17 protein-coding genes are annotated in these 18,652 nt (G+C 63.8%); 6 read left to right on the top strand and 11 right to left on the bottom strand.

Going from position 1 to position 18,652, the window contains the following annotated elements; all coding sequences use genetic code 11:
• The first annotated feature begins 271 nt into the window (after positions 1-271).
• Together AC13FW_RS16995 and AC13FW_RS16990 are read left to right on the top strand one after the other, a co-directional pair.
• Positions 272-730, top strand: coding sequence for a cell wall hydrolase (locus AC13FW_RS16995; protein WP_057629626.1), 459 nt, complete (start codon positions 272-274; stop codon positions 728-730).
• 103 nt (positions 731-833) lie between these two features.
• Positions 834-1,451, top strand: a complete 618-nt coding sequence (locus tag AC13FW_RS16990) for a glutathione S-transferase N-terminal domain-containing protein (protein ID WP_482989860.1) — start codon at positions 834-836, stop codon at positions 1,449-1,451.
• An 81-nt stretch (positions 1,452-1,532) separates the two neighbouring features.
• On the opposite strand, the gene msrA is transcribed toward AC13FW_RS16990, so the two are convergent.
• The 3 genes from msrA to msrB are packed head-to-tail and all read right to left on the bottom strand — an operon-like array spanning position 1,533 to position 4,584.
• Positions 1,533-2,276, bottom strand: a complete 744-nt coding sequence (gene msrA / locus AC13FW_RS16985) for a peptide-methionine (S)-S-oxide reductase MsrA (protein WP_482989859.1) — start codon at positions 2,274-2,276, stop codon at positions 1,533-1,535.
• A 16-nt stretch (positions 2,277-2,292) separates the two neighbouring features.
• The gene (locus AC13FW_RS16980; protein ID WP_482989858.1) at positions 2,293-4,047 is read right to left on the bottom strand and encodes a cytochrome c biogenesis protein DipZ; all 1,755 of its coding nucleotides are present in this window, start codon (positions 4,045-4,047) and stop codon (positions 2,293-2,295) included.
• Positions 4,048-4,080: 33 nt separating this feature from the next.
• Positions 4,081-4,584, bottom strand: a complete 504-nt coding sequence (gene msrB / locus AC13FW_RS16975; RefSeq protein WP_296251895.1) for a peptide-methionine (R)-S-oxide reductase MsrB — start codon at positions 4,582-4,584, stop codon at positions 4,081-4,083.
• A gap of 143 nt (positions 4,585-4,727) precedes the next feature.
• On the opposite strand from msrB, the gene AC13FW_RS16970 reads away from it, so the two are divergent.
• Together AC13FW_RS16970 and AC13FW_RS16965 are read left to right on the top strand one after the other, a co-directional pair.
• Complete coding sequence (locus AC13FW_RS16970) at positions 4,728-5,447, top strand: response regulator transcription factor (RefSeq protein ID WP_482989857.1); 720 nt, start codon at positions 4,728-4,730, stop codon at positions 5,445-5,447.
• On the top strand, positions 5,444-6,916 hold the full coding sequence (locus tag AC13FW_RS16965; protein WP_482989856.1) for a sensor histidine kinase: 1,473 nt from the start codon (positions 5,444-5,446) through the stop codon (positions 6,914-6,916). Before AC13FW_RS16970 ends, AC13FW_RS16965 begins: the two co-directional genes overlap by 4 nt.
• A gap of 36 nt (positions 6,917-6,952) precedes the next feature.
• Here the strand turns inward: AC13FW_RS16965 and AC13FW_RS16960 are convergent, their stop codons facing one another.
• The 8 genes from AC13FW_RS16960 to AC13FW_RS16925 form a co-directional block, all read right to left on the bottom strand.
• Complete coding sequence (locus tag AC13FW_RS16960; protein ID WP_482989855.1) at positions 6,953-8,014, bottom strand: suppressor of fused domain protein; 1,062 nt, start codon at positions 8,012-8,014, stop codon at positions 6,953-6,955.
• A gap of 101 nt (positions 8,015-8,115) precedes the next feature.
• On the bottom strand, positions 8,116-8,595 hold the full coding sequence (locus AC13FW_RS16955) for a hypothetical protein (RefSeq protein WP_482989854.1): 480 nt from the start codon (positions 8,593-8,595) through the stop codon (positions 8,116-8,118).
• 143 nt (positions 8,596-8,738) lie between these two features.
• Positions 8,739-10,619, bottom strand: a complete 1,881-nt coding sequence (gene prpE / locus AC13FW_RS16950) for a propionate--CoA ligase (RefSeq protein ID WP_482989853.1) — start codon at positions 10,617-10,619, stop codon at positions 8,739-8,741.
• A gap of 224 nt (positions 10,620-10,843) precedes the next feature.
• The gene (locus AC13FW_RS16945; protein WP_482989852.1) at positions 10,844-11,617 is read right to left on the bottom strand and encodes an RluA family pseudouridine synthase; all 774 of its coding nucleotides are present in this window, start codon (positions 11,615-11,617) and stop codon (positions 10,844-10,846) included.
• 30 nt (positions 11,618-11,647) lie between these two features.
• On the bottom strand, positions 11,648-13,351 hold the full coding sequence (locus AC13FW_RS16940) for a hypothetical protein (protein WP_482989851.1): 1,704 nt from the start codon (positions 13,349-13,351) through the stop codon (positions 11,648-11,650).
• A 52-nt stretch (positions 13,352-13,403) separates the two neighbouring features.
• Positions 13,404-14,378: a glycosyltransferase family 2 protein gene (locus tag AC13FW_RS16935; protein WP_482989850.1), complete on the bottom strand. Its 975-nt coding sequence runs from the start codon at positions 14,376-14,378 to the stop codon at positions 13,404-13,406.
• Positions 14,379-14,387: 9 nt separating this feature from the next.
• On the bottom strand, positions 14,388-15,374 hold the full coding sequence (locus AC13FW_RS16930) for a malate dehydrogenase (RefSeq protein WP_282268623.1): 987 nt from the start codon (positions 15,372-15,374) through the stop codon (positions 14,388-14,390).
• A 111-nt stretch (positions 15,375-15,485) separates the two neighbouring features.
• Positions 15,486-15,980: a peptidylprolyl isomerase gene (locus AC13FW_RS16925; protein WP_482989849.1), complete on the bottom strand. Its 495-nt coding sequence runs from the start codon at positions 15,978-15,980 to the stop codon at positions 15,486-15,488.
• Positions 15,981-16,193: 213 nt separating this feature from the next.
• Between AC13FW_RS16925 and typA the strand changes: the two genes are divergently transcribed.
• Together typA and AC13FW_RS16915 are read left to right on the top strand one after the other, a co-directional pair.
• Positions 16,194-18,041 carry a translational GTPase TypA gene (gene typA / locus AC13FW_RS16920; protein ID WP_481549810.1) on the top strand — a complete coding sequence of 616 codons (1,848 nt, stop codon included), beginning with the start codon at positions 16,194-16,196 and terminating at the stop codon, positions 18,039-18,041.
• 5 nt (positions 18,042-18,046) lie between these two features.
• Positions 18,047-18,523 carry a DUF2127 domain-containing protein gene (locus AC13FW_RS16915; RefSeq protein WP_482989848.1) on the top strand — a complete coding sequence of 159 codons (477 nt, stop codon included), beginning with the start codon at positions 18,047-18,049 and terminating at the stop codon, positions 18,521-18,523.
• The last annotated feature ends 129 nt before the right edge of the window (positions 18,524-18,652 follow it).

Below are 18,652 nucleotides of genomic sequence, written 5' to 3'. Positions count from 1 at the left end.
ATACGCGTACCCGCTGCCAAAAAGGCCCTTGCAACAAACCTGAATGTCAACAAGGATCGTTCAGGATGGGTTTGGTGTTCGCCCCCTACCTTGCGCCAACTTCCGCTCACCCACCAGTTCTGGTGAGCAGGCGCAGCCCTCCCCAATCTGATTGAGGGCTGCCCACGGGGCGGCCCCGATGCCAGGCCGCCTCCCCATAACGCCAAGTCGTTGCTGTCCGGTCCCCGATTGGGGGCAGGCAGGCTGCGGCCCATACGGAGCAAGGAGATTTATGAAACTGGCTTGGATTCTTTGGTTGTCGCAGATGTTGCCGCAGCCAGCAGCCGATTCGTTGTGCTTGAGCACCACCGTTTATCTGGAAGCCCGCGACCAGACCCTCCGCGGCCAGCAGGCCGTGGCCGAAGTCGCCCTGCGGCGGCTGGACAGCGGTCTGTGGGGTGACTCGATGTGTCAGGTGGTGACCGCGCGCAAGCAGTTCGCCCCGACCCTGGTCGCCCCCGGCACCCAGCTGCGCAACAACGATGCCTGGGCTGAAGCCGTGGACGTGGCCTTTGCCGCCGAGCGTAACTGGGCCCTGCCCAATGGCCAGCGCAAGGAGATCGTGCCCGGCGCCAGCCACTTCGCCGCCCACGCCATCGCCAGCCCGAGCTGGCGCAATGCCTACCAGGTGGCCACCATCGGCGGGCACACCTTCTACAAGGTGCAGTCACTGAAGCCGCGCGCTTCCTGAGCCAGCTGAACGCGTAACGCACTGTCTGTGCCAATCATGGACACACTGCGTTACGCGCTTGTGGCGATAATGCCCGGGTCTTTCAACTCCCGAGGTAGCCCTGATGAAGCTCTATACCAAGCCCGGCGCCTGTTCGCTGGCCGACCATATCGCACTGCTCTGGTCGGGCCTGCCGTTCGAGCTGCAGATCGTGGACTACGCCACGATGAAGTCGCCCGAATACCTGAAGATGAATCCGGCCGGCGCCGTGCCGATGCTCGAAGACGGCGGCTGGATCCTGACCCAGAACGCCGCCATCCTGCACTACATCTGTGACAAGGCCCCGGCTGCCGGCCTGGAAGGCGGCAGCGACCCGCGTACGCGCGCCGAGGTCAACCGCTGGCTGTCCTTCGTCAACGCCGACCTGCACCCGACCTACTACCCGATCTTCGGCTCGACCAAGTACCTGGAGGACGAGGCAGTGATCGCCCGCACCCAGGAAAACGCGCGCCAGAAGCTGACGGCCCTGTACCAGCGCATCAATGACCGTCTGGTCGAGGTCGACTGGCTGGGCGGCACCCCGCGCGCCTCGATCGCCGACGCCTACACCTACGTGACCCTGCGCTGGGCACGTGGCCTGAAGCTCGACCTGGCCGGCATGGACGCACTGGACCGCTTCGAGCAGCGCATGCTGGCCGATCCGGCCGTGCAGGCCGCGCTCAAGGCCGAAGGCCTGAGCTGATCCAGCGCATACCTTCTGTACAAACACGGGCCGCCGGTTGCATGACCGGCGGCCCGTCGCGTTTGTGGCATTCCCCCGCTGCTATCGCGCCGACAAGTTCATCACCAGCCGCGGCCGTTCGCGGTACAGCGCCGGATACTGCTGCTTCAACGCGGCGACCTTGGGCAGATCATTGATGCGGATGTAAGCCGCCTCCGGATGCAACGTCAGATAGTTTTGGTGATAGCCCTCGGCCGCGTGAAACACCTTGCCGCCGTCCACCTGGGTGACCAGCGGCGCGATGAACAGCTTGCTGCGCTGCAGTTGCGCGATATAGGCGCGCGCCGCATCACGTTGCGCGGCATCATCGGCATAGATGGCCGAACGGTACTGGCTGCCATGGTCCGGCCCCTGCCGGTTGAGCTGGGTCGGATCGTGCACCACCGAAAAGAACACCTGCAGCAGCTGCCCATAGCTGACCTGCGAAGGGTCGTAGTTGACCTGCACGGCCTCGGCATGACCACTGCCGCCACTGCTCACCCGCGTATACGTGGCATCGGCAGCACTGCCACCGATGTAGCCGGACACCGCGTTGTCCACGCCGGTGATGTGCTGGAACACGCCCTGCACGCCCCAGAAGCAGCCGCCGGCAAACACCACCTTCGCCTGTTTGACGCCGGCTTGCTGCAGGTCAGCTGCACCAGTCGGTGCTGGCAACCTGATCGACACCGGCGCTACCGGCGCGGCCTGCACCGAACGATCCATGCTGAACACCGCAACCAGCAGCAATCCTGCAACTATCGCCGCGATGCCGCCGGCGACCAGTTTGTCCGTGGCGATTCTCATCACGTGTCTCCTCCATTCAACCGAAAGTGAAGGCATAGGCGCGCACGCCCGGATCGAGGAACTCGATTTCGAATGTGCGTTCGCGCACGTCGCCGTTCTGGCGGATCAATTGGTACAGGCGGTTCTGGTCCACCATGCCCTCGCCCTGCGCGGATACGTCGCTGCCAGCCGCGGCGTCCGGTGCCTGACCATCAATACGCACGCGGAAGCGCACCGGCCGCGCCGGGTCCTGCGGCGCCAGCACCAGATGCAGATCACGCGCATGGAAGCGGAACGCAATACGCCCACCCGCCTGTTCCAGCTGCGCATCTTCCTCGCCAATGCGCCACTGCCCGCCCAGCGCCCATTGATTGAGCTGCAGCTGCATCGGCACGGCGTACGCGGCGACCTGCCCGGCGTGCATGCCGCCCGGCGAGGCGAAGTGCTCGGCGCGGCCATGGCCGATGTAGGTTTCCGGCGACTTCAAACTGCTCATGTCCGCCTGCCGCTCGACGCCGTTGCTTGCCATGCGCATTGCCGGTGCCGTGTCGCCCGGCAAGCTGTTGCCGGCCTCGCGCAGCAGCTGACGGATGATCAGTTCGGACTGCGCGTAGTTGCCCTCGCCGAAATGATGGGCGCGGATGCGTCCCTGCGCGTCGATGAAGTAATGCGCCGGCCAGTACCTGTTGTTGAATCCGCGCCAGATCGCGAAGTCATTGTCGATGGCGACCGGGTAAGTGACCTTCAGATCCGTCACCGCGCGCTGCACATTGCCCAGGTCACGCTCGAAGGCGAACTCAGGCGCATGCACGCCGATCACCACCAGCCCATGATCCTTGTAGCGCTCGGCCCACTCGCGCACATAGGGCATGGCACGCAGACAGTTGATGCAGGAATAGGTCCAGAAATCGACCAGCACCACCTTGCCGCGCAGCTGTTGCGCATCCAGCGGCGGGCTGTTCAACCAGCCAGTGGCGCCGGCCAGCGACGGCAGCTCGCCTTCCACCGGCAGGCTGGCATCGCCCTTGCCGTCACCCGCCATCATCATCATCGCCGGACCTGCTGCCGGCTGTTGCGAAGGCAGCGCATCCAGCAGCTTCTGCTCCAACCTGGCCGTGCTGACCGTGGACAACCGCGTCAGCAGGCCGGTGTCCCAACCCATCGCAATTGCCAGCACCGCCAGCAAGGCGGCAATGCCCAAACCACGACGGATCCATTCGCCCACGCCCAGCCGTTGCTTCAAGGCTGTGAACACACGCCCGCCTATCCACACCGCCAAGGCCAGCGAGGTTGCCGCACCCAGCGCATAGGCCAGCAGCAGACCGCTGGTGCCGACGTTGGCCCCTTGCAGGGCCGCGCCGGTGAGGATCAGGCCAAGGATCGGCCCAGCGCAGGGGGCCCACAGCAGGCCGGTGGCAACACCGATCAGCAGCGAACTCAGCACTCCACCCTGCCCGGCATCGGCGGCAGCGCCCAGGCGCACGCCCAAGCGCTGCAGCGGCGCCAGCAGCCGGTCTGCCAGCGCCGGCCACAGCAAGGCCACGGCAAACAGCGCCATCACCACCAGCGCGATCCAGCGCCCGATCTGGTTGGCCTGCGCCACCCATTGACTGCCCACCGCCGCCAGGCTGGCGACCACCGCGAACATCAACGCCATGCCGACCAGCAGTGGCAACCCACTGCGCAGGAACGGCCGGTCCGCACGTGCGAACACAAACGGCAGCACCGGCAGGATGCAGGGGCTGAGCAGGGTGAGTACACCGCCGAGATAGGCCAGGACCAACAGGAACATGGAAACGTCCTTCTTGAATGAGGGAGGCGGCGCTCAGGCCGCGACGAATTGCAGGGCCACGCCGTTCATGCAGTAACGCAGCCCGGTCGGGCGCGGGCCGTCTTCGAAGACATGGCCCAGATGGCCACCACAGCGCCGGCAATGCACCGCCACCCGGGTCATGCCGTAGGAGGTATCGCGGTCCTCGCCTACCGCGCCATGCAGCGGTGCCCAGAAGCTGGGCCAGCCGGTACCGCTGTCGAACTTGGTGGCCGAGGAGAACAGCGGCAGCGCGCAGCCCGCACAGTTGAAGGTGCCACGCCGGTGCTCGTTGTTGAGCGGGCTGCTGAAGGCCCGCTCGGTGCCCTGCTGGCGCAGCACCGTGTACTGCGCGGGGCTGAGCTGCTGGCGCCATTGGGCGTCGCTGCGCATCACCTCAAACACGGCGCCGCGCGCGGGTGCTGCCGGTGCCGGACCGTTGCAGGCAGTCAGGCCCAGCACGCCAGCAGCGGCGGCCATGCCACCGATACCAAGCAGCTTGCGACGGGTGAGCGACATGGGCGTTCTCCAGCCAGGGACGATGTGGCCATGCTGCGCCCGGGCAGGTCAAGGAATCCTCACGCAGAGTTAAATTCTTCGTGACACATCCGCGCGCCGGTCCAAGCACAATGCCAGCCATCCCCAAACGGCCGCAGGCGTCGATGAGCAGCAGCAAACGCATCCTGATCGTCGAAGACGATGTCCACATCGCCAACCTGCTGCGCATGCACCTGCGTGACGAAGGCTATGACGTCACCCATGCGGCCAGCGGTGATGAAGGCGTGCGCCTGCTGGAAAGCGGGCAATGGGATGCGCTGGTGCTGGACCTGATGCTGCCCGGCGTGGACGGTCTGGAAATCTGTCGCCGCGCCCGCGCAATGACGCGCTACACGCCGATCATCATCACCAGCGCGCGCGCCAGCGAACTGCACCGCATCCTCGGTCTGGAACTGGGTGCCGACGACTACCTGGCCAAACCGTTCTCGATGCTGGAGCTGGTAGCGCGGGTAAAGGCCTTGTTGCGGCGGGTCGAAGCGATGGCGCAGAACGCACGCATCGATGCTGGCGCGACCGAAGTTGCCGGCCTGCGCATCGACCCGGTCGCACGCACCGCGCTGGTTGAAACACGCCCACTGGAACTCACCCCGCGCGAGTTCGACCTGCTGTACTTCTTCGCCCGTCATCCCGACCAGGTGTATTCGCGGATGGAGCTGCTCAACCAGGTCTGGGGCCATCAACACGATGGCTACGAACACACCGTCAATACCCACATCAACCGCCTGCGCAACAAGATCGAGCACGACCCGGCAGCACCCAAGCGCATTCTCACGGTGTGGGGACGTGGCTACAAACTGGCGAGCGACGACGGGAGCACGGCATGAACCGGCTGACGCTTTCGCAGCGCCTGACGCTGGTGTTCTGCGCGTTGCTGTTGATCTGCTGCGGCGCGCTGGCCTGGATACAGATGCGCAGCAACCGCATGCACGAGCAGGAAACCGTGCAGCGCCTGTCACGCGGCCTGGCCGAGCACATCGCCCGCAGCGGCGAGCTGATGGATGCACGCGGCATCCGCGATGGCGAAGTGCGTGCACTGTTCGGCAAGCTGATGTCGGTCAATCCCAGCGTCGAGGTCTATCTGCTGGATGACGCAGGCCGCATCCTTGGCCATGACGCGCCGGAAGGCCACCTCAAGCGGGACCGCGTTGATCTGGCGCCGGTGCAGGCCCTGCTCAACGGCGAAAAACTGCCGATCTTCGGCGACGACCCGCGCAGCAGCAACGGCCGCAAGGTATTCAATGCCGCACCGCTGTGGGTGCAGGGCCGCCAGGTCGGCTACATCTATGTGGTGCTGGTCGGCGAGCAACGTGAAGCACTGGCTGCTGACATCGCTGCCAATAGCAATCTGCACACCACGCTATGGTCGCTGGCAATCGTCGCGGTGATCGGGCTGCTGGCTGGACTGATCGCGTTCCGCTGGGTGACCCGGCCGCTACGCCAGCTTACCCGTCGCATCCAATCCTTCGACGTGGACAGCGCCGACCCGCGCCTGCCCTTGCCGCCAACGCCGCTGCGTGCCGGTGAGCGCGACGAGCTGAGCATCCTGCAACACAGCTTTGCCCATCTCAGCCAACGCGTCAGCGAGCAATGGCAGCAGCTGCGGCAGCAGGACCTGCAGCGTCGCGAACTGGTCGCCAACCTGTCGCATGACCTGCGCACGCCGCTGTCGTCGTTGCACGGCTATCTGGAAACCCTCGCCCTCAAGGACGCCAGCCTCAGTGCCGAGGAGCGCCAGCGCTACCTGGGCATCGCCCTGTCGCAGAGCCACAAGGTTGGTAGGCTTGCACAGGCGCTGTTCGAACTTGCACGACTGGAACACGGCGGCGTGGTGCTGGAGCTGCAGGCGTTCTCGCTGCCGGATCTGGTCCAGGACGTCTTCCAGAAATTCGAACTGGCCGCACAGTCACGCCAGCAGCAACTCGCAGCAGTGATCCCCCCCGGCCTACCGCCGGTGGAAGCCGACCTCGGCCTGATCGAGCGGGTGCTGACCAACCTGCTGGACAACGCGATCCGGCATACACCGGCTGGCGGCCGCATCACGGTGGCATTGCGCGCACTCGATGGCGATGTGCAGGTCAGTGTGTCCGATACCGGCCCAGGCATTCCCGCAGCACGCCGCGATCAACTGTTCAGCACGCTACCGGCGCTGGGCAGCCAGCGACCGGACAGTGGTGGCCTGGGCTTGTTGATCGTGCACCGCATCCTGCAGCTGCACCATCGCCAGATCCGCCTGCTCGACAGCGACGAAGGTGCGGCCTTCGAATTCTCATTGCCTGCGGCACGTCACCGCTGACGCCGCTGCGCAATGAATGCCGCAGCGGGTGCAGGATCAACCGATCTCGCGGATCACGCCACCTTGCCCATCACGCAGCAAGGTCGGCCTTACTTCGATCTGCAGCTTGCCACCCGGCAGCGGATACAGACCGCGCTCGGCACGCACGCTGTCCAGCATCGCCTGCAGGCTCGCATCGGACAGCACACAGCGCGCGCTGTCGCCATCACTCTGTACGTCGTCAACCAGGCCCGGCTCAAATCGCCACTGGCTGTCCTTTCCAAGCACCACCAGCGGCTTGTCGTGATGCAGCCGCAGCGGCAGCAGCTCGAGCACACTGGCAACCTGCCCAGCACCCAGCACCAGCGTGGTGGTTGCACCTTCGACCGACCACGCCAGTGTCTCCACGAACAGCATGCCGGTGCTCGATCCTTCGCGCTGGCTGCCCGCTTCAAGCTGTGCGGCGATGGCGGGATCATCCAACAGCGAAGCCCGCTCAAGTTCGGTGATCCACAGCTGCATTGCCGGCTCCAGCACCGCCAATACGCCCTGCGTTGACCAGCGCTTGATCGCCGCCATCTCCTCGTCGGTCACCCCCACCAGTTGCAGGAAGGTCAGACGGCCGTTGGCAGTGTCGATCGCAGGAAGCTGCGGATCGGCGGCGAAGGCAAGGTGCCGCAGCCTGGTATCGGTATCCAAGGCGATAGGCCCGTTGGCATCGAGATGATGCCCGGCCTCGAATACATTGCCGCTGTTGAAGACGTAGCGCGCAAGGTTCTGCATCAGGTTCATCGGCCACGCCGGCGGCTCGCCGCGTTTGCCGTCACCTGCCTGTGCAGCAAGACGGAACGTCAATTCGAAACCAAAGCCGCTTTCCAGCGGATCATCGCTCTGCTTGTCGTACAGCTCGGAAAACCCGTAGCTGACGTAGTGCCAATGTGGACGCGGCGACTCGCTCCAATAGACGCTGATGCCGTCCAGCGGATCGTTGCCGCCCAGCGTATGCGACAGCAGCGTGCCAAAATGCCGCGGCTCCTGCCCCGGGTAGAGCGCAGCCATTGCCGCGTTGATCGCATCCCAGCCCGCTGTGCTGATCTCGCCGCTGTTTTCCTGTGCCATGCAGGGCACTCCCATGATGAACCTGCCACCATGATAGTGCCCACGCACGATCACCGCGGCGCGCTGCTGCAGGCCAGTCGCACGCCTCCATCAACGATAGGTCAGCCAACAACCAGCGCGCGCGTTTCTTCCAACCAGCGGCTGGCAAATGCCGGGCTCTTGGCCTTGCCCAGTGCCGCCGCCAGTTCCGGCCACAACTGCTCCAGGCTGACCGCGGTCTTGCTGCGATCGATCTTCAGCTGGATCAGATAGCCCTTCAGCCCCAGGTGCTTGCGCACCGATTCGGCCATCCAGTCGCGCAGCTGCTGGTAGCGCAGCGGATCGTCGCCGAGCTGGGTGGTCACTGGCAGCACCGGTGCCTTGTCGGCACTGCCGGCAATCGCGTCGATCAGCTCCAGCGCGCTCAGCTGCTGCAATACGTCTTCCGGTGCGCGCAGGCCCTGTGCCATCTGCTGCAGCTCGCGCTCATCGCGCTGCCCATCGACCAGCAACAGCACCGAACGCAATGCCGGCGCCAGCTTCAGGCCACGGTTCTCGATCTCCAGGCGGCCGGCGGCCGTCTTGGCATAGATGAATGCCATTCATCCCCTCCCTCTTTTGTGCATCGCAATACGGTACGTGCGCATCTTCCAGGAGCCCCCGCTCCCGGAAATGCCCAGCATCTGCCCGCGTACCGCCCCCTTGCGATCACCGCTGCACCGTGGCCTTGCGGCCTGGTTACGCGCTATTTCCCCAGCGCGCGGCGGATTTCCTCCAGTGCGCCCGGGTCGTCGAGTGTCGACAGGTCGCCCGGGTCGCGCCGTTCCGCCAATGCCTGCAATGAACGCCTCAGCAGCTTACCCGAACGGGTCTTGGGAAGCGCATTGACGATATGAACCTGCGCAGGCCGCGCCACCGCACCCAACGAAGCTGTGACCTGCTGCATCATTTCCGCCGCCAACTGCCCGGCATCATCGCCAGGCTTGGCCTGCTTCAAGGTGACGAAGACCAGCGGCACCTGCCCCTTCAGTTCGTCATGCACGCCGATCACCGCCGCCTCGGCCACCCGCGGATGGGCGGAGATGGCTTCCTCGATCTCGCGCGTGCCAAGCCGGTGCCCGGCCACATTGATCACATCATCGGTGCGACCCAGGATGAAGGTATAGCCGTCCTCATCGCGGATGGCCCAGTCCAGCGAGCTGTACAGCAGCTCCTTGAAGTGACCGAAGTAGCTTTTCAGGAAACGCTCGTCATCGTTCCAGATCGTGCTCATGCAACCCGGCGGCAACGGCGGCTGGATGACCAGCACGCCCTTCTGCCCGGGCGGCACTTCGGCACCGCTCTGCTCATCGATGACCTTCATTCTGTAGCCCAGATTCGGCAAGCCCGGTGAGCCGAACTTGACCGGTTTCATTTCCAGTCCCGGCAACAAGGTCAATGCCGGCCAGCCGGTTTCGGTCTGCCAGTAATTGTCGATGACCGGCTTATGCAGCGCGCCGGTGATCCACTTCGCGGTCGGCTCATCCAGCGGCTCACCGGCCAGGAACAGGTACTTCAGCTCGGACAGGTCATGGCGGTCGATGAAATCCACGTCGTGTTTCTTCAGCACGCGGATCGCGGTCGGCGAAGAGAACACCGTGCGCACGCCGTACTGCTCGCACAGCGCCCACCAGATGCCTGCATCGGGATTGATCGGCAGTCCTTCGTACAACAGCGAAGTGCAACCGCCGATCAAGGGACCATAGACGTTATACGAATGCCCAACCGCCCAGCCGACATCGGAGGTGGAGAACATCACCTGGCCCGGCGCACAATCGAATACCGTGCGCATCGACTGCGCCATTGCGACTGCATAGCCACCGACATCGCGTTGCACGCCCTTGGGCTTGCCGGTGGTACCGGAGGTGTAGAGCAGATAGCTGGGCTCGTTGGACTCCAGCCATTGCACCGGCACCTCGACATCACCGATCTGTGCACGCAGCTGCGCATAGTCCTCGTCGCGGCCGGCGATGCGCGGCTCTGCTGCATCCAGACCGCGCGAGACAATCAATACCTTGGGTGGCGGTGTAGTGGCTTCGGCACAGGCGGCATCGACCATCGCCTTGTACGGGATGACCTTGCCACCGCGCATGCCGGCATCGGCAGCGATCAGCAGTTTTGGCTTTGCATCGTCGATACGCAGCGCCAGGTTGTGCGCGGCGAAGCCACCAAAAACGACCGAGTGCACCGCACCGATGCGCGCGCAGGCCAGCATCGCGAACACCGCCTCGGCCATGTTCGGCATGTAGATGACGACGCGATCGCCGCGGCCGACATCGAGCTTGAGCAATACCGCGGCGAAGGCATTCACTTCGCGATGGAGGTCGCGGTAAGTGAGTTCGCGGGTGATGTTGGTTTCGGTGGAGATGGCGACCAGCGCGAGCTGGTCGGCGCGTTCGGCCAGATGCCGGTCTACCGCGTTGTAGCAGAGGTTGGTTTCGCCACCGACAAACCAGCGCCGGAATGGCGGATTGGAGTAATCCAGGATCTGCTGCGGGGGACGATGCCAGTGGATCGCCTTGGCTTCTTCAGCCCAGAAAGCTTCCGGTTCTTCAATGGAACGGCGGTAGATCTGCTCGTACTGCACGACACCCTCCGGCAACTCCCTGGCTGTGTGCCGAGCATAGTCCGGAGGATGGCTTGGGCTCCTTGCGACGATGGTCTTAAGACCAAAGGCTCGGGGGCCAGATATTCGGGACTACGTGCCTTGGCTCATGAGCCAGGAGCCTCCCCTCACCCCAACCCCTCTCCCGCGTGCGGGAGAGGGGTTGGGGTGAGGGGAGGCTGCTAGTGCACTAGCCCCTCTCCCGTTTACGGGAGAGGGGTTGGGGTGAGGGCAAGCCTTTGCTCCAAGAAAGGGCACTCAGAAACAAACTCCAACGCCGCCCCACTCAACGGGTGCACAAACCCCAAGCGCCGCGCATGCAGGCAAACCCGCGACGCAGGCAGCGCGCCGTACATCACGTCACCCACGATCGGATGACCAATGCTTGCCAGATGCAAGCGAAGCTGATGGCTGCGCCCGGTCACCGGCTCCAGCTCTACCCGGGTGGTCTGCGCAGCGGTATCACGCGCCAGTACCTGCCAACGGGTCAACGACGGCTTGCCCAGTTCAAAGCTCACCATCTGCTTCGGCCGGTTCGGCCAATCGCAGATCAACGGCAGATCAATTTCGCCGGATTCAGCCTCAACCAGTCCCTGCACCAGCGCTTCATAGCGCTTGCTGACCTGGCGCTGTTCAAACTGCTTGGACAAGGCAACCTGCATCGCCTTGCCGCGTGCATACAGCATCAAACCCGAGGTCACCTGATCCAGCCGATGCACGGTCAACGCATCCGGATAGTCCTGCTGTAGACGCGAGACAACGCAGTCCTGGTTTTCCGGCAGACGCCCGGGCACGGACAACAGCCCCGCCGGCTTGTCGACTACCAGCAACGCGCCATCGACACAGTGGAGCACCAACGCCCGCGAAGTACTTTTCGTCAACCTGCATCTCCTCTCACAAAAAAGCATGAACCGACTACCGATGCCACGCAATTCCTGCTGACTCGCATGAAAACGCCGGGCAATGCCCGGCGCCTTCATCTGGCCAACCAGTACGATCACACCGCCCGATCAGCGATCAGCCGCCTCGATCAGATACATCTCCACTTCCTGCGGGTCCAACGGGCTGGAGGCTTCAGGCGGGTCAAGCGCCACGCTGGCTGCACTGGAGCTGTTGACGGCCACAGTTCGGGGTAACCAGGCTTTCCCCCGAAGCGCCTTTCGTGTCATCTGGCCGTATCGGCCAACCAGGGTCACCTTGTACTTCCCTGCGGTAACACCGCGCTGCAGCTGCGCGACCCAGGCAAACTGTTTCGGTGCCTCCATGTAGGCACCGTGCCCGGCGACGAGAACCGGCAGTCGCGACGACTGGAGCGTTTGATAACCGAAGTCATCACCGGCCTGGTCCTTGCCCGACGAGATGGCCGCCAGCAAGCGATTGCTGCCATCCTCACGCATCGGCATCAACAACGCCCTGCAGCGATTCAGGTCGGTGGTCCATCCGCTGTGGACATCGTGGAACGGAATGCCGGGAAAGCGCTTCTGCGCATCATTGCGTGCCTGGATGAAGGCCTCCTTGGCCGACGCGCTGTAGATGAGGCCCCTGTCCCGTCGCTGCTGGTAAGGCGCACTGACCAGGTAAAGCAGCGCCACGCCGATTGCCACGGCCGGGATCCAGGCAGGCATGCGTGAACGCATCCACCGGAACAGATTCACCCCAAGGTGGGCAGCAAGGATCGCTCCGGGAATGATGGAGGGCGCGTAGTAGCGCTGCTGCATCACCGGCAACAGATACGTCTTGAGCGATGCCGAGCCGAAGCTGAAGTACAGCAACGGCCACAACCAGAAGCCAACCAATGCCAGCCAGCTCAACGCTTCGATGCGCGTCATCTGCCCACGCCACCAGCGTGCGGCCAGGTGCAGCGTCGACAATCCAGCCAAGACGAACAACGCAGTCGTGTGCCCGCCAAGCACGTATCTCAGTGTACGCATCCGATCAAGCACACCGTGGCCCTGCGAGTCGACGAACCCGGCCAGATCATGCGGGACCAGCAGACTCCCCACGCTGGAATACCATTGCCCCGCAACGCTCCTGAACAGCAGTGCCTCCAGCGCCAGCAGCAGCAGGAATCCAGTACTGGCAATGGCAACATCACGCGACAGACGGCCCATGCCGGCACGCATGCCGGCCAGGATCATCATTGCAGCCACCACCGGCATCAGCACGATGCCACTTTCCTTGATGGTGAAAGACACCGCCATGCTCATGCCCAGCAGGAATGCATGGCCTGCGGACCCAAGCGGCTGCGCGGCCGGCGCAGATACCGCTTTCATCCACAGACACAGGTAAAGCAGCCCGACAATCAGGAAAAGCGTGGAAGAAAGATCCGGCAACATGGCGCCGGCGTACAAAAAGAACACCGGCTGGGCCACTGCCAACACGGTACTGAGCAGCGACGCCAGTCGCCCCAGGAACTGCCTGGCCAAGCAATAGCCTGCAAGACCCAGCACCACGAAAAGTCCGGTGTAGGGAACGATCATCCATTCCAGGCTGCCGCCGGTCTGGTACATCATCGCCCCCGGCAACAGGAACACCGCCCTGCGTTCGGCCAACGACGCCACCGCGATGGGCTCACCCATCGCGACCTTGATGGCGCCGATCATGTAGCGCGTGTCATCGCTGCAGTACAGGCCAGTAAAGAAGAAATAACCGACCAATGCAAAGCAGGCCAGGACCGCAGCCGCATAAGGTGCTTCGAGTTTCAGATTCCGCAATTCCCCGGCCTCCCGACCTGTTACAGGGCGTCGGCAATGCCAGCCGACTGGATCAACGTGTAAAACGGTGCAGTACCCGACGCGGGATCCTGCTGTAGTCAAAGGCAAAGAATCCCTGCAACAGCACGAAGCCAACGATGGCCGCAATGCTCACCAGCGCCACGGTGCCCGCAGGCGATTCAACCCCGCGCATCAGGTTGTGGTACCACGTCCAACCACCATGCGCGAGTGCAAAGAACATCAATGACACGCCACCCACCAGCTGAACCGAGGCCAGGCTGAAGTCGCGCAGGAAATACTCGTAGAAGATGCGCTTGAGGAAATTGCGGGCATGCGAGCGCAGGAAACGCGGGATCTCACGCAGCGGGTTCAAGCTGGAATGTTCATCGCCATAGACCGCACGCATGGGCACATCAACCACCACCGCATCCACCAGATGCAGCCGGAACAACAAGTCACTCTCGAAGAAATAACGCTTCTCGAGCTTGTCCAGTTCGACCTCACGCAGGCAATCGGCATGGATGGCGGTGTAGCCATTGGTCGGATCGAAGATATGCCAGTAGCCGCTGGACAGCTTGCACAGGAATGAAAGCGCGGCGTTGCCCAGCAACCTGACCGGCGGCATCGAGGCGACGTCGCGGACATGGAAAAAACGGTTGCCCTTGGTGTAATCGGCTTCCTTGGCAAGAATGGGCCGCACGAAATCCTGGATCAAGGCCGGGTCCATCTGCCCATCGGCATCCAGTTTCACGCAGACCTCGGCCCCCAACCCAAGCGCTGCACGGTAGCCGGCGACCATCGCGCCGCCCACCCCCTGGTTCTGCTCGTTGAAGACAACATGCACCCGCACATCGGTGCACTCGGCCTGGACCCGGAGTCCAGTGGACTCCGGGCAGGCATCATCGACCACGATGACGAGGTCTACCCCGTCATCGATCCGGGAGATGACTCCCAGGATCGAGTCGCGGGCGCGGTACGCCGGAATGACAACGGCGATCTTCGCCTTCGCAACTCGGTCTTCCATCATGGAAAAGACTCAGCCCAGCAGGTCGGCAACGCCGGCGCGCTCTTCTTCCAGCTCGCCCAGGGTGATATCGATGTACTTCTTGGAGAAGTCGTCGATCGGCAGGTCCTTGATGATGGTGTACTCGCCGTTCTCGGTGGTTACCGGGAAGCCGAACACGACGCCTTCCGGAATGCCGTAGGAGCCGTCGGACGGCACGCCCATGGTCACCCACTTGCCGTTGCTGCCCAGCACCCAGTCATGGATATGGTCGATGGCAGCGTTGGCGGCCGACGCAGCCGAGGACAGACCACGGGCGGCGATGATCGCTGCGCCGCGCTTGCCGACGGTCGGGATGAAGGTGTTGGCGTTCCATTCCTGGTCGTTGATCAGCTCGGCAACCTTGGCGCCGCCGGTGGTGGCGAAGCGGTAGTCCGGGTACATGGTCGGGCTGTGGTTGCCCCACACGGTGAACTGCTCGAAGCTCTCCACGGTCTTGCCGGTCTTGGCAGCCAGCTGGCTCAGGGCACGGTTGTGGTCCAGGCGCAGCATGGCGGTGAAGTTGCGCGGGTTCAGGTCCGGCGCCGACTTCATCGCGATGTAGGCATTGGTGTTGGCCGGGTTGCCGACCACCAGCACCTTGACGTCACGCTTGGCGACGGCGTTCAGTGCCTTGCCCTGCACGGTGAAGATCTTGGCGTTTTCCAGCAGCAGGTCCTTGCGCTCCATGCCCGGGCCGCGCGGACGTGCGCCGACCAGCAGGGCCACGTCGACGTCCTTGAACGCCACCAGCGGGTCAGCGGTGGTCACCACGCCAGCCAGCAGCGGGAATGCGCAGTCTTCCAGTTCCATGACCACGCCCTGCAGGGCGGCCTGGGCCTTTTCGTTGTCGATTTCGAGCAGCTGCAGGATGACCGGCTGGTCCTTGCCCAGCATTTCGCCAGAAGCGATGCGGAACAGCAGTGCATAGCCAATATTGCCGGCAGCGCCGGTTACGGCAACACGAACGGGTGCTTTCATGGGGGTTTCCTCTGCTAAGAAGCGGTTGTGGGGGTAAGGCCGGGCATGCGCAGGCGCGCTGGCCAGCTGGAATCAGAAACGGCCACCTGTGCAGGTGGCCGTCGGTGTCAATCAGGCGGCGAGGATCTTGTTCCACTCGGCGACGCGGTCGGCCTTGGCAGCCAGCACGGCGTCGGTATCGCCTTCCAGGGTGATCTTGTTGATCGCATCACCCTGCTTGATCGCGTCAACCACGTCCAGGCCTTCGAGCACCTTGCCAAACACGGTGTGCTTGCCATCGAGCCAGTCGGTCTTGATGTGGGTGATGAAGAACTGGCTGCCGTTGGTGTTCGGGCCGGCATTGGCCATGGACAGCACGCCGCGCTCGTGGCGCACGCCATTCTTGGTTTCATCTTCAAAACGGTAGCCCGGGCCGCCGCGGCCGGAGCCTTCCGGGCAGCCGCCCTGGACCATGAAGTCGGCAATCACGCGGTGGAACGCCAGTCCGTCATAGAAGCCATGCTTCACCAGGTTGACGAAGTTGGCCACGGTCAGCGGGGCCTTGTCGGCATGCAGCTCGACCTTGATCAGGCCGCGGGAGGTGTCGAAATTGGCGATCAGCGACATGGGAAATCCTTTGTAAAGAAGACGGCTCTCAATAGCCCGCTAGTTTACACCCGGCTCCGCCCGCACTGCTGCCCCTTCCCCGCGGACGTTCCGGAGGAAGTATGAATGGGCTATCGGACGAGTCTGAACGGCAGTTTTCGCACAGCGGCGACATAGCGCTATAATGCTGGACTCATTTTCCCCATTTCACGGCACCGGCTGGCCGTCTTTCGCATGTCCATCGAAAATCTTCGCAACATCGCCATCGTCGCCCACGTCGATCATGGCAAAACCACCCTCGTCGACCAGCTGCTCAAGCAGTCCGGCACCCTGTCCGAGCGCACGGTACTTGCCGAGCGCGTGATGGACAGCAACGACCAGGAAAAGGAACGCGGCATCACCATCCTGGCCAAGAACACGGCCATTACCTGGGAAGACAAGAAGACCGGCACCAAAAACCGGATCAACATCGTCGACACCCCGGGACACGCCGACTTCGGCGGCGAGGTGGAGCGCGTGCTGTCGATGGTCGACTCGGTGCTGATCCTGGTTGACGCGATGGACGGCCCGATGCCGCAGACCCGCTTCGTCACCCAGAAGGCCTTCGCGATGGGCTTCAAGCCGATCGTCGTGGTCAACAAGGTCGACCGCCCGGGCGCCCGTCCGGAATGGGTCATCGACCAGGTGTTCGATCTGTTCGACAAGCTCGGCGCCACCAATGAGCAGCTCGACTTCCCGATCGTCTACGCCTCGGGCCTGAACGGCTACGCCGGCCTGGAAGACACCGTCCGCGACGGCGACATGACCCCGCTGTACGAAGCGATCATGAAGTACGTGCCGGTGCCGGAAGTCGAGGCCGACGGCCCGTTCCAGATGCGCATCAGCCAGCTGGACTACAACAATTTCGTCGGCGTGATCGGCATTGGCCGCATCCAGCGCGGCAAGGTCAAGAAGAACCAGGCCGTCGCCGTGATCGACCGTGAAGGCAAGAAGCGCCAGGGCAAGGTCCTGCAGGTGCTGGGCTTCATGGGCCTGGAGCGCATCGAAGTCGACGAAGCTCAGGCTGGCGACATCATCGCCATCTCCGGCATCCAGGAACTGACCATCTCCGACACCGTCTGCGCCCTCGACACCCCGGAAGCGCTGCCGCCGCTGACCGTCGACGAGCCGACCATCTCGATGACCTTCCAGGTCAACAACTCGCCCTTCGCAGGCAACAAGGACCTGTCCGGTGGCAAGTTCCTGACCAGCCGCCAGCTGAAGGAGCGCCTGGAGCGCGAGACCGTGCACAACGTGGCACTGAAGGTCGAGCAGCTTGAAGACGCCGACAAGTTCCTGGTCTCCGGCCGTGGCGAGCTGCACCTGTCGGTGCTGATCGAAACCATGCGTCGCGAAGGCTACGAGCTGGCCGTGTCGCGCCCGGAAGTGATCATCAAGGAAATCGACGGCCAGATGATGGAGCCGATCGAGCAGCTGGTGGTTGATATCGAAGAGCAGCACCAGGGCGGCGTGATGGAAAAGCTGGGTACCCGCAAGGGCCTGCTTGAAAACATGGAGTCCGACGGCAAGGGCCGTGTTCGCCTTGATTTCAAGATCCCGGCGCGCGGCCTGATCGGCTTCCAGAACGAGTTCAAGACCCTGACCCAGGGTTCCGGCCTGCTGTTCCACGTGTTCGACCATTACGGCCCGAAGGAACAGGGCGCCATCGCCAAGCGCCTGAACGGCGTGATGATCGCCAACGCCCCGGGTGCAACCCCGGCCTACTCGCTGGGCCCGCTGCAGGAGCGCGGCAAGCTGTTCGCTGCTGAAGGCGACAACGTGTACGAAGGCCAGCTGATCGGCATCCACTCCAAGGACAACGATCTGACCGTCAACGCGATCAAGACCAAGCCGCTGACCAACATGCGCGCTTCGGGCAAGGACGATGCGATCCAGCTGACCCCGGCCATCAAGTTCTCGCTGGAACAGGCCCTGGACTTCATCGACGACGACGAGCTGGTGGAAATCACCCCGAAGGAAATTCGTCTGCGCAAGAAGTTCCTGACCGAAAGCGACCGCAAGAAGGCGTCGCGCGGCGGCTGATTGTCTTGACTGACAACACGCCCTACAACCCGGATCCGCATGCGCATCCGGGACTGGCAGCCATCGCGCTGCTGGAAGCGGGAAAGGCCGTACTGGCCTTTCTCGCCGCGGCTGGCCTGGAGATCTCCGGGCCGGCCCCACTTCGCAACATCATCAATGCCCTGATCCACCGCGCAGGCGGTGACCCCGAGAACGGCGCGTTCTCCTCGCTGCTGGGCATGATCACCCCCGATACCGTTCACCTCGGCGCCGCTGTACTGGTCGGCTACGGGCTGCTGCGCCTGCTCGAAGCCTGGGGCCTGTGGCGCGCCAAGGCCTGGGCCTCATGGCTGGGCTGCATCTCCGCTGCGCTCTATCTGCCGCTGGATTTCTACGCCATCGTCAAACACCCCGGCTGGGCCTCCTGGCTGCTGCTGGCGGTCAACCTGCTGGTCGTCTGGGTACTGGCCCGCGACCTCGGCAAGCGTCGCAGCAAACGGTAGTGCCTCTCCTGTAGTGCCGAGCCATGCTCGGCATGGCACCTGCCTCACCTGTAGTGGGGGGGCCGGCGGGGGGGGGGGGGGGGCCGGGGCACCCCCAGCCCGGCCCCCCGCGGCCCGAAAACACACCCC

Source organism: Stenotrophomonas sp. 21LCFQ19, from assembly GCF_056861425.1.
Note: the sequence above shows the minus strand (reverse complement) of the source record. Positions and strands in the feature narration are given on the sequence as shown.

What these genes read in the sequence shown, in the direction of transcription:
- AC13FW_RS16995 (WP_057629626.1), top strand. Translation starts at nt 272, where the DNA reads ATGAAACTGGCTTGGATTCTTTGGTTGTCGCAGATGTTGCCGCAGCCA.
- AC13FW_RS16990 (WP_482989860.1), top strand. Translation starts at nt 834, where the DNA reads ATGAAGCTCTATACCAAGCCCGGCGCCTGTTCGCTGGCCGACCATATC.
- msrA (WP_482989859.1), bottom strand. Translation starts at nt 2,276, where the DNA reads ATGAGAATCGCCACGGACAAACTGGTCGCCGGCGGCATCGCGGCGATA.
- AC13FW_RS16980 (WP_482989858.1), bottom strand. Translation starts at nt 4,047, where the DNA reads ATGTTCCTGTTGGTCCTGGCCTATCTCGGCGGTGTACTCACCCTGCTC.
- msrB (WP_296251895.1), bottom strand. Translation starts at nt 4,584, where the DNA reads ATGTCGCTCACCCGTCGCAAGCTGCTTGGTATCGGTGGCATGGCCGCC.
- AC13FW_RS16970 (WP_482989857.1), top strand. Translation starts at nt 4,728, where the DNA reads ATGAGCAGCAGCAAACGCATCCTGATCGTCGAAGACGATGTCCACATC.
- AC13FW_RS16965 (WP_482989856.1), top strand. Translation starts at nt 5,444, where the DNA reads ATGAACCGGCTGACGCTTTCGCAGCGCCTGACGCTGGTGTTCTGCGCG.
- AC13FW_RS16960 (WP_482989855.1), bottom strand. Translation starts at nt 8,014, where the DNA reads ATGGCACAGGAAAACAGCGGCGAGATCAGCACAGCGGGCTGGGATGCG.
- AC13FW_RS16955 (WP_482989854.1), bottom strand. Translation starts at nt 8,595, where the DNA reads ATGGCATTCATCTATGCCAAGACGGCCGCCGGCCGCCTGGAGATCGAG.
- AC13FW_RS16945 (WP_482989852.1), bottom strand. Translation starts at nt 11,617, where the DNA reads ATGAAGGCGCCGGGCATTGCCCGGCGTTTTCATGCGAGTCAGCAGGAA.
- AC13FW_RS16935 (WP_482989850.1), bottom strand. Translation starts at nt 14,378, where the DNA reads ATGATGGAAGACCGAGTTGCGAAGGCGAAGATCGCCGTTGTCATTCCG.
- AC13FW_RS16930 (WP_282268623.1), bottom strand. Translation starts at nt 15,374, where the DNA reads ATGAAAGCACCCGTTCGTGTTGCCGTAACCGGCGCTGCCGGCAATATT.
- AC13FW_RS16925 (WP_482989849.1), bottom strand. Translation starts at nt 15,980, where the DNA reads ATGTCGCTGATCGCCAATTTCGACACCTCCCGCGGCCTGATCAAGGTC.
- typA (WP_481549810.1), top strand. Translation starts at nt 16,194, where the DNA reads ATGTCCATCGAAAATCTTCGCAACATCGCCATCGTCGCCCACGTCGAT.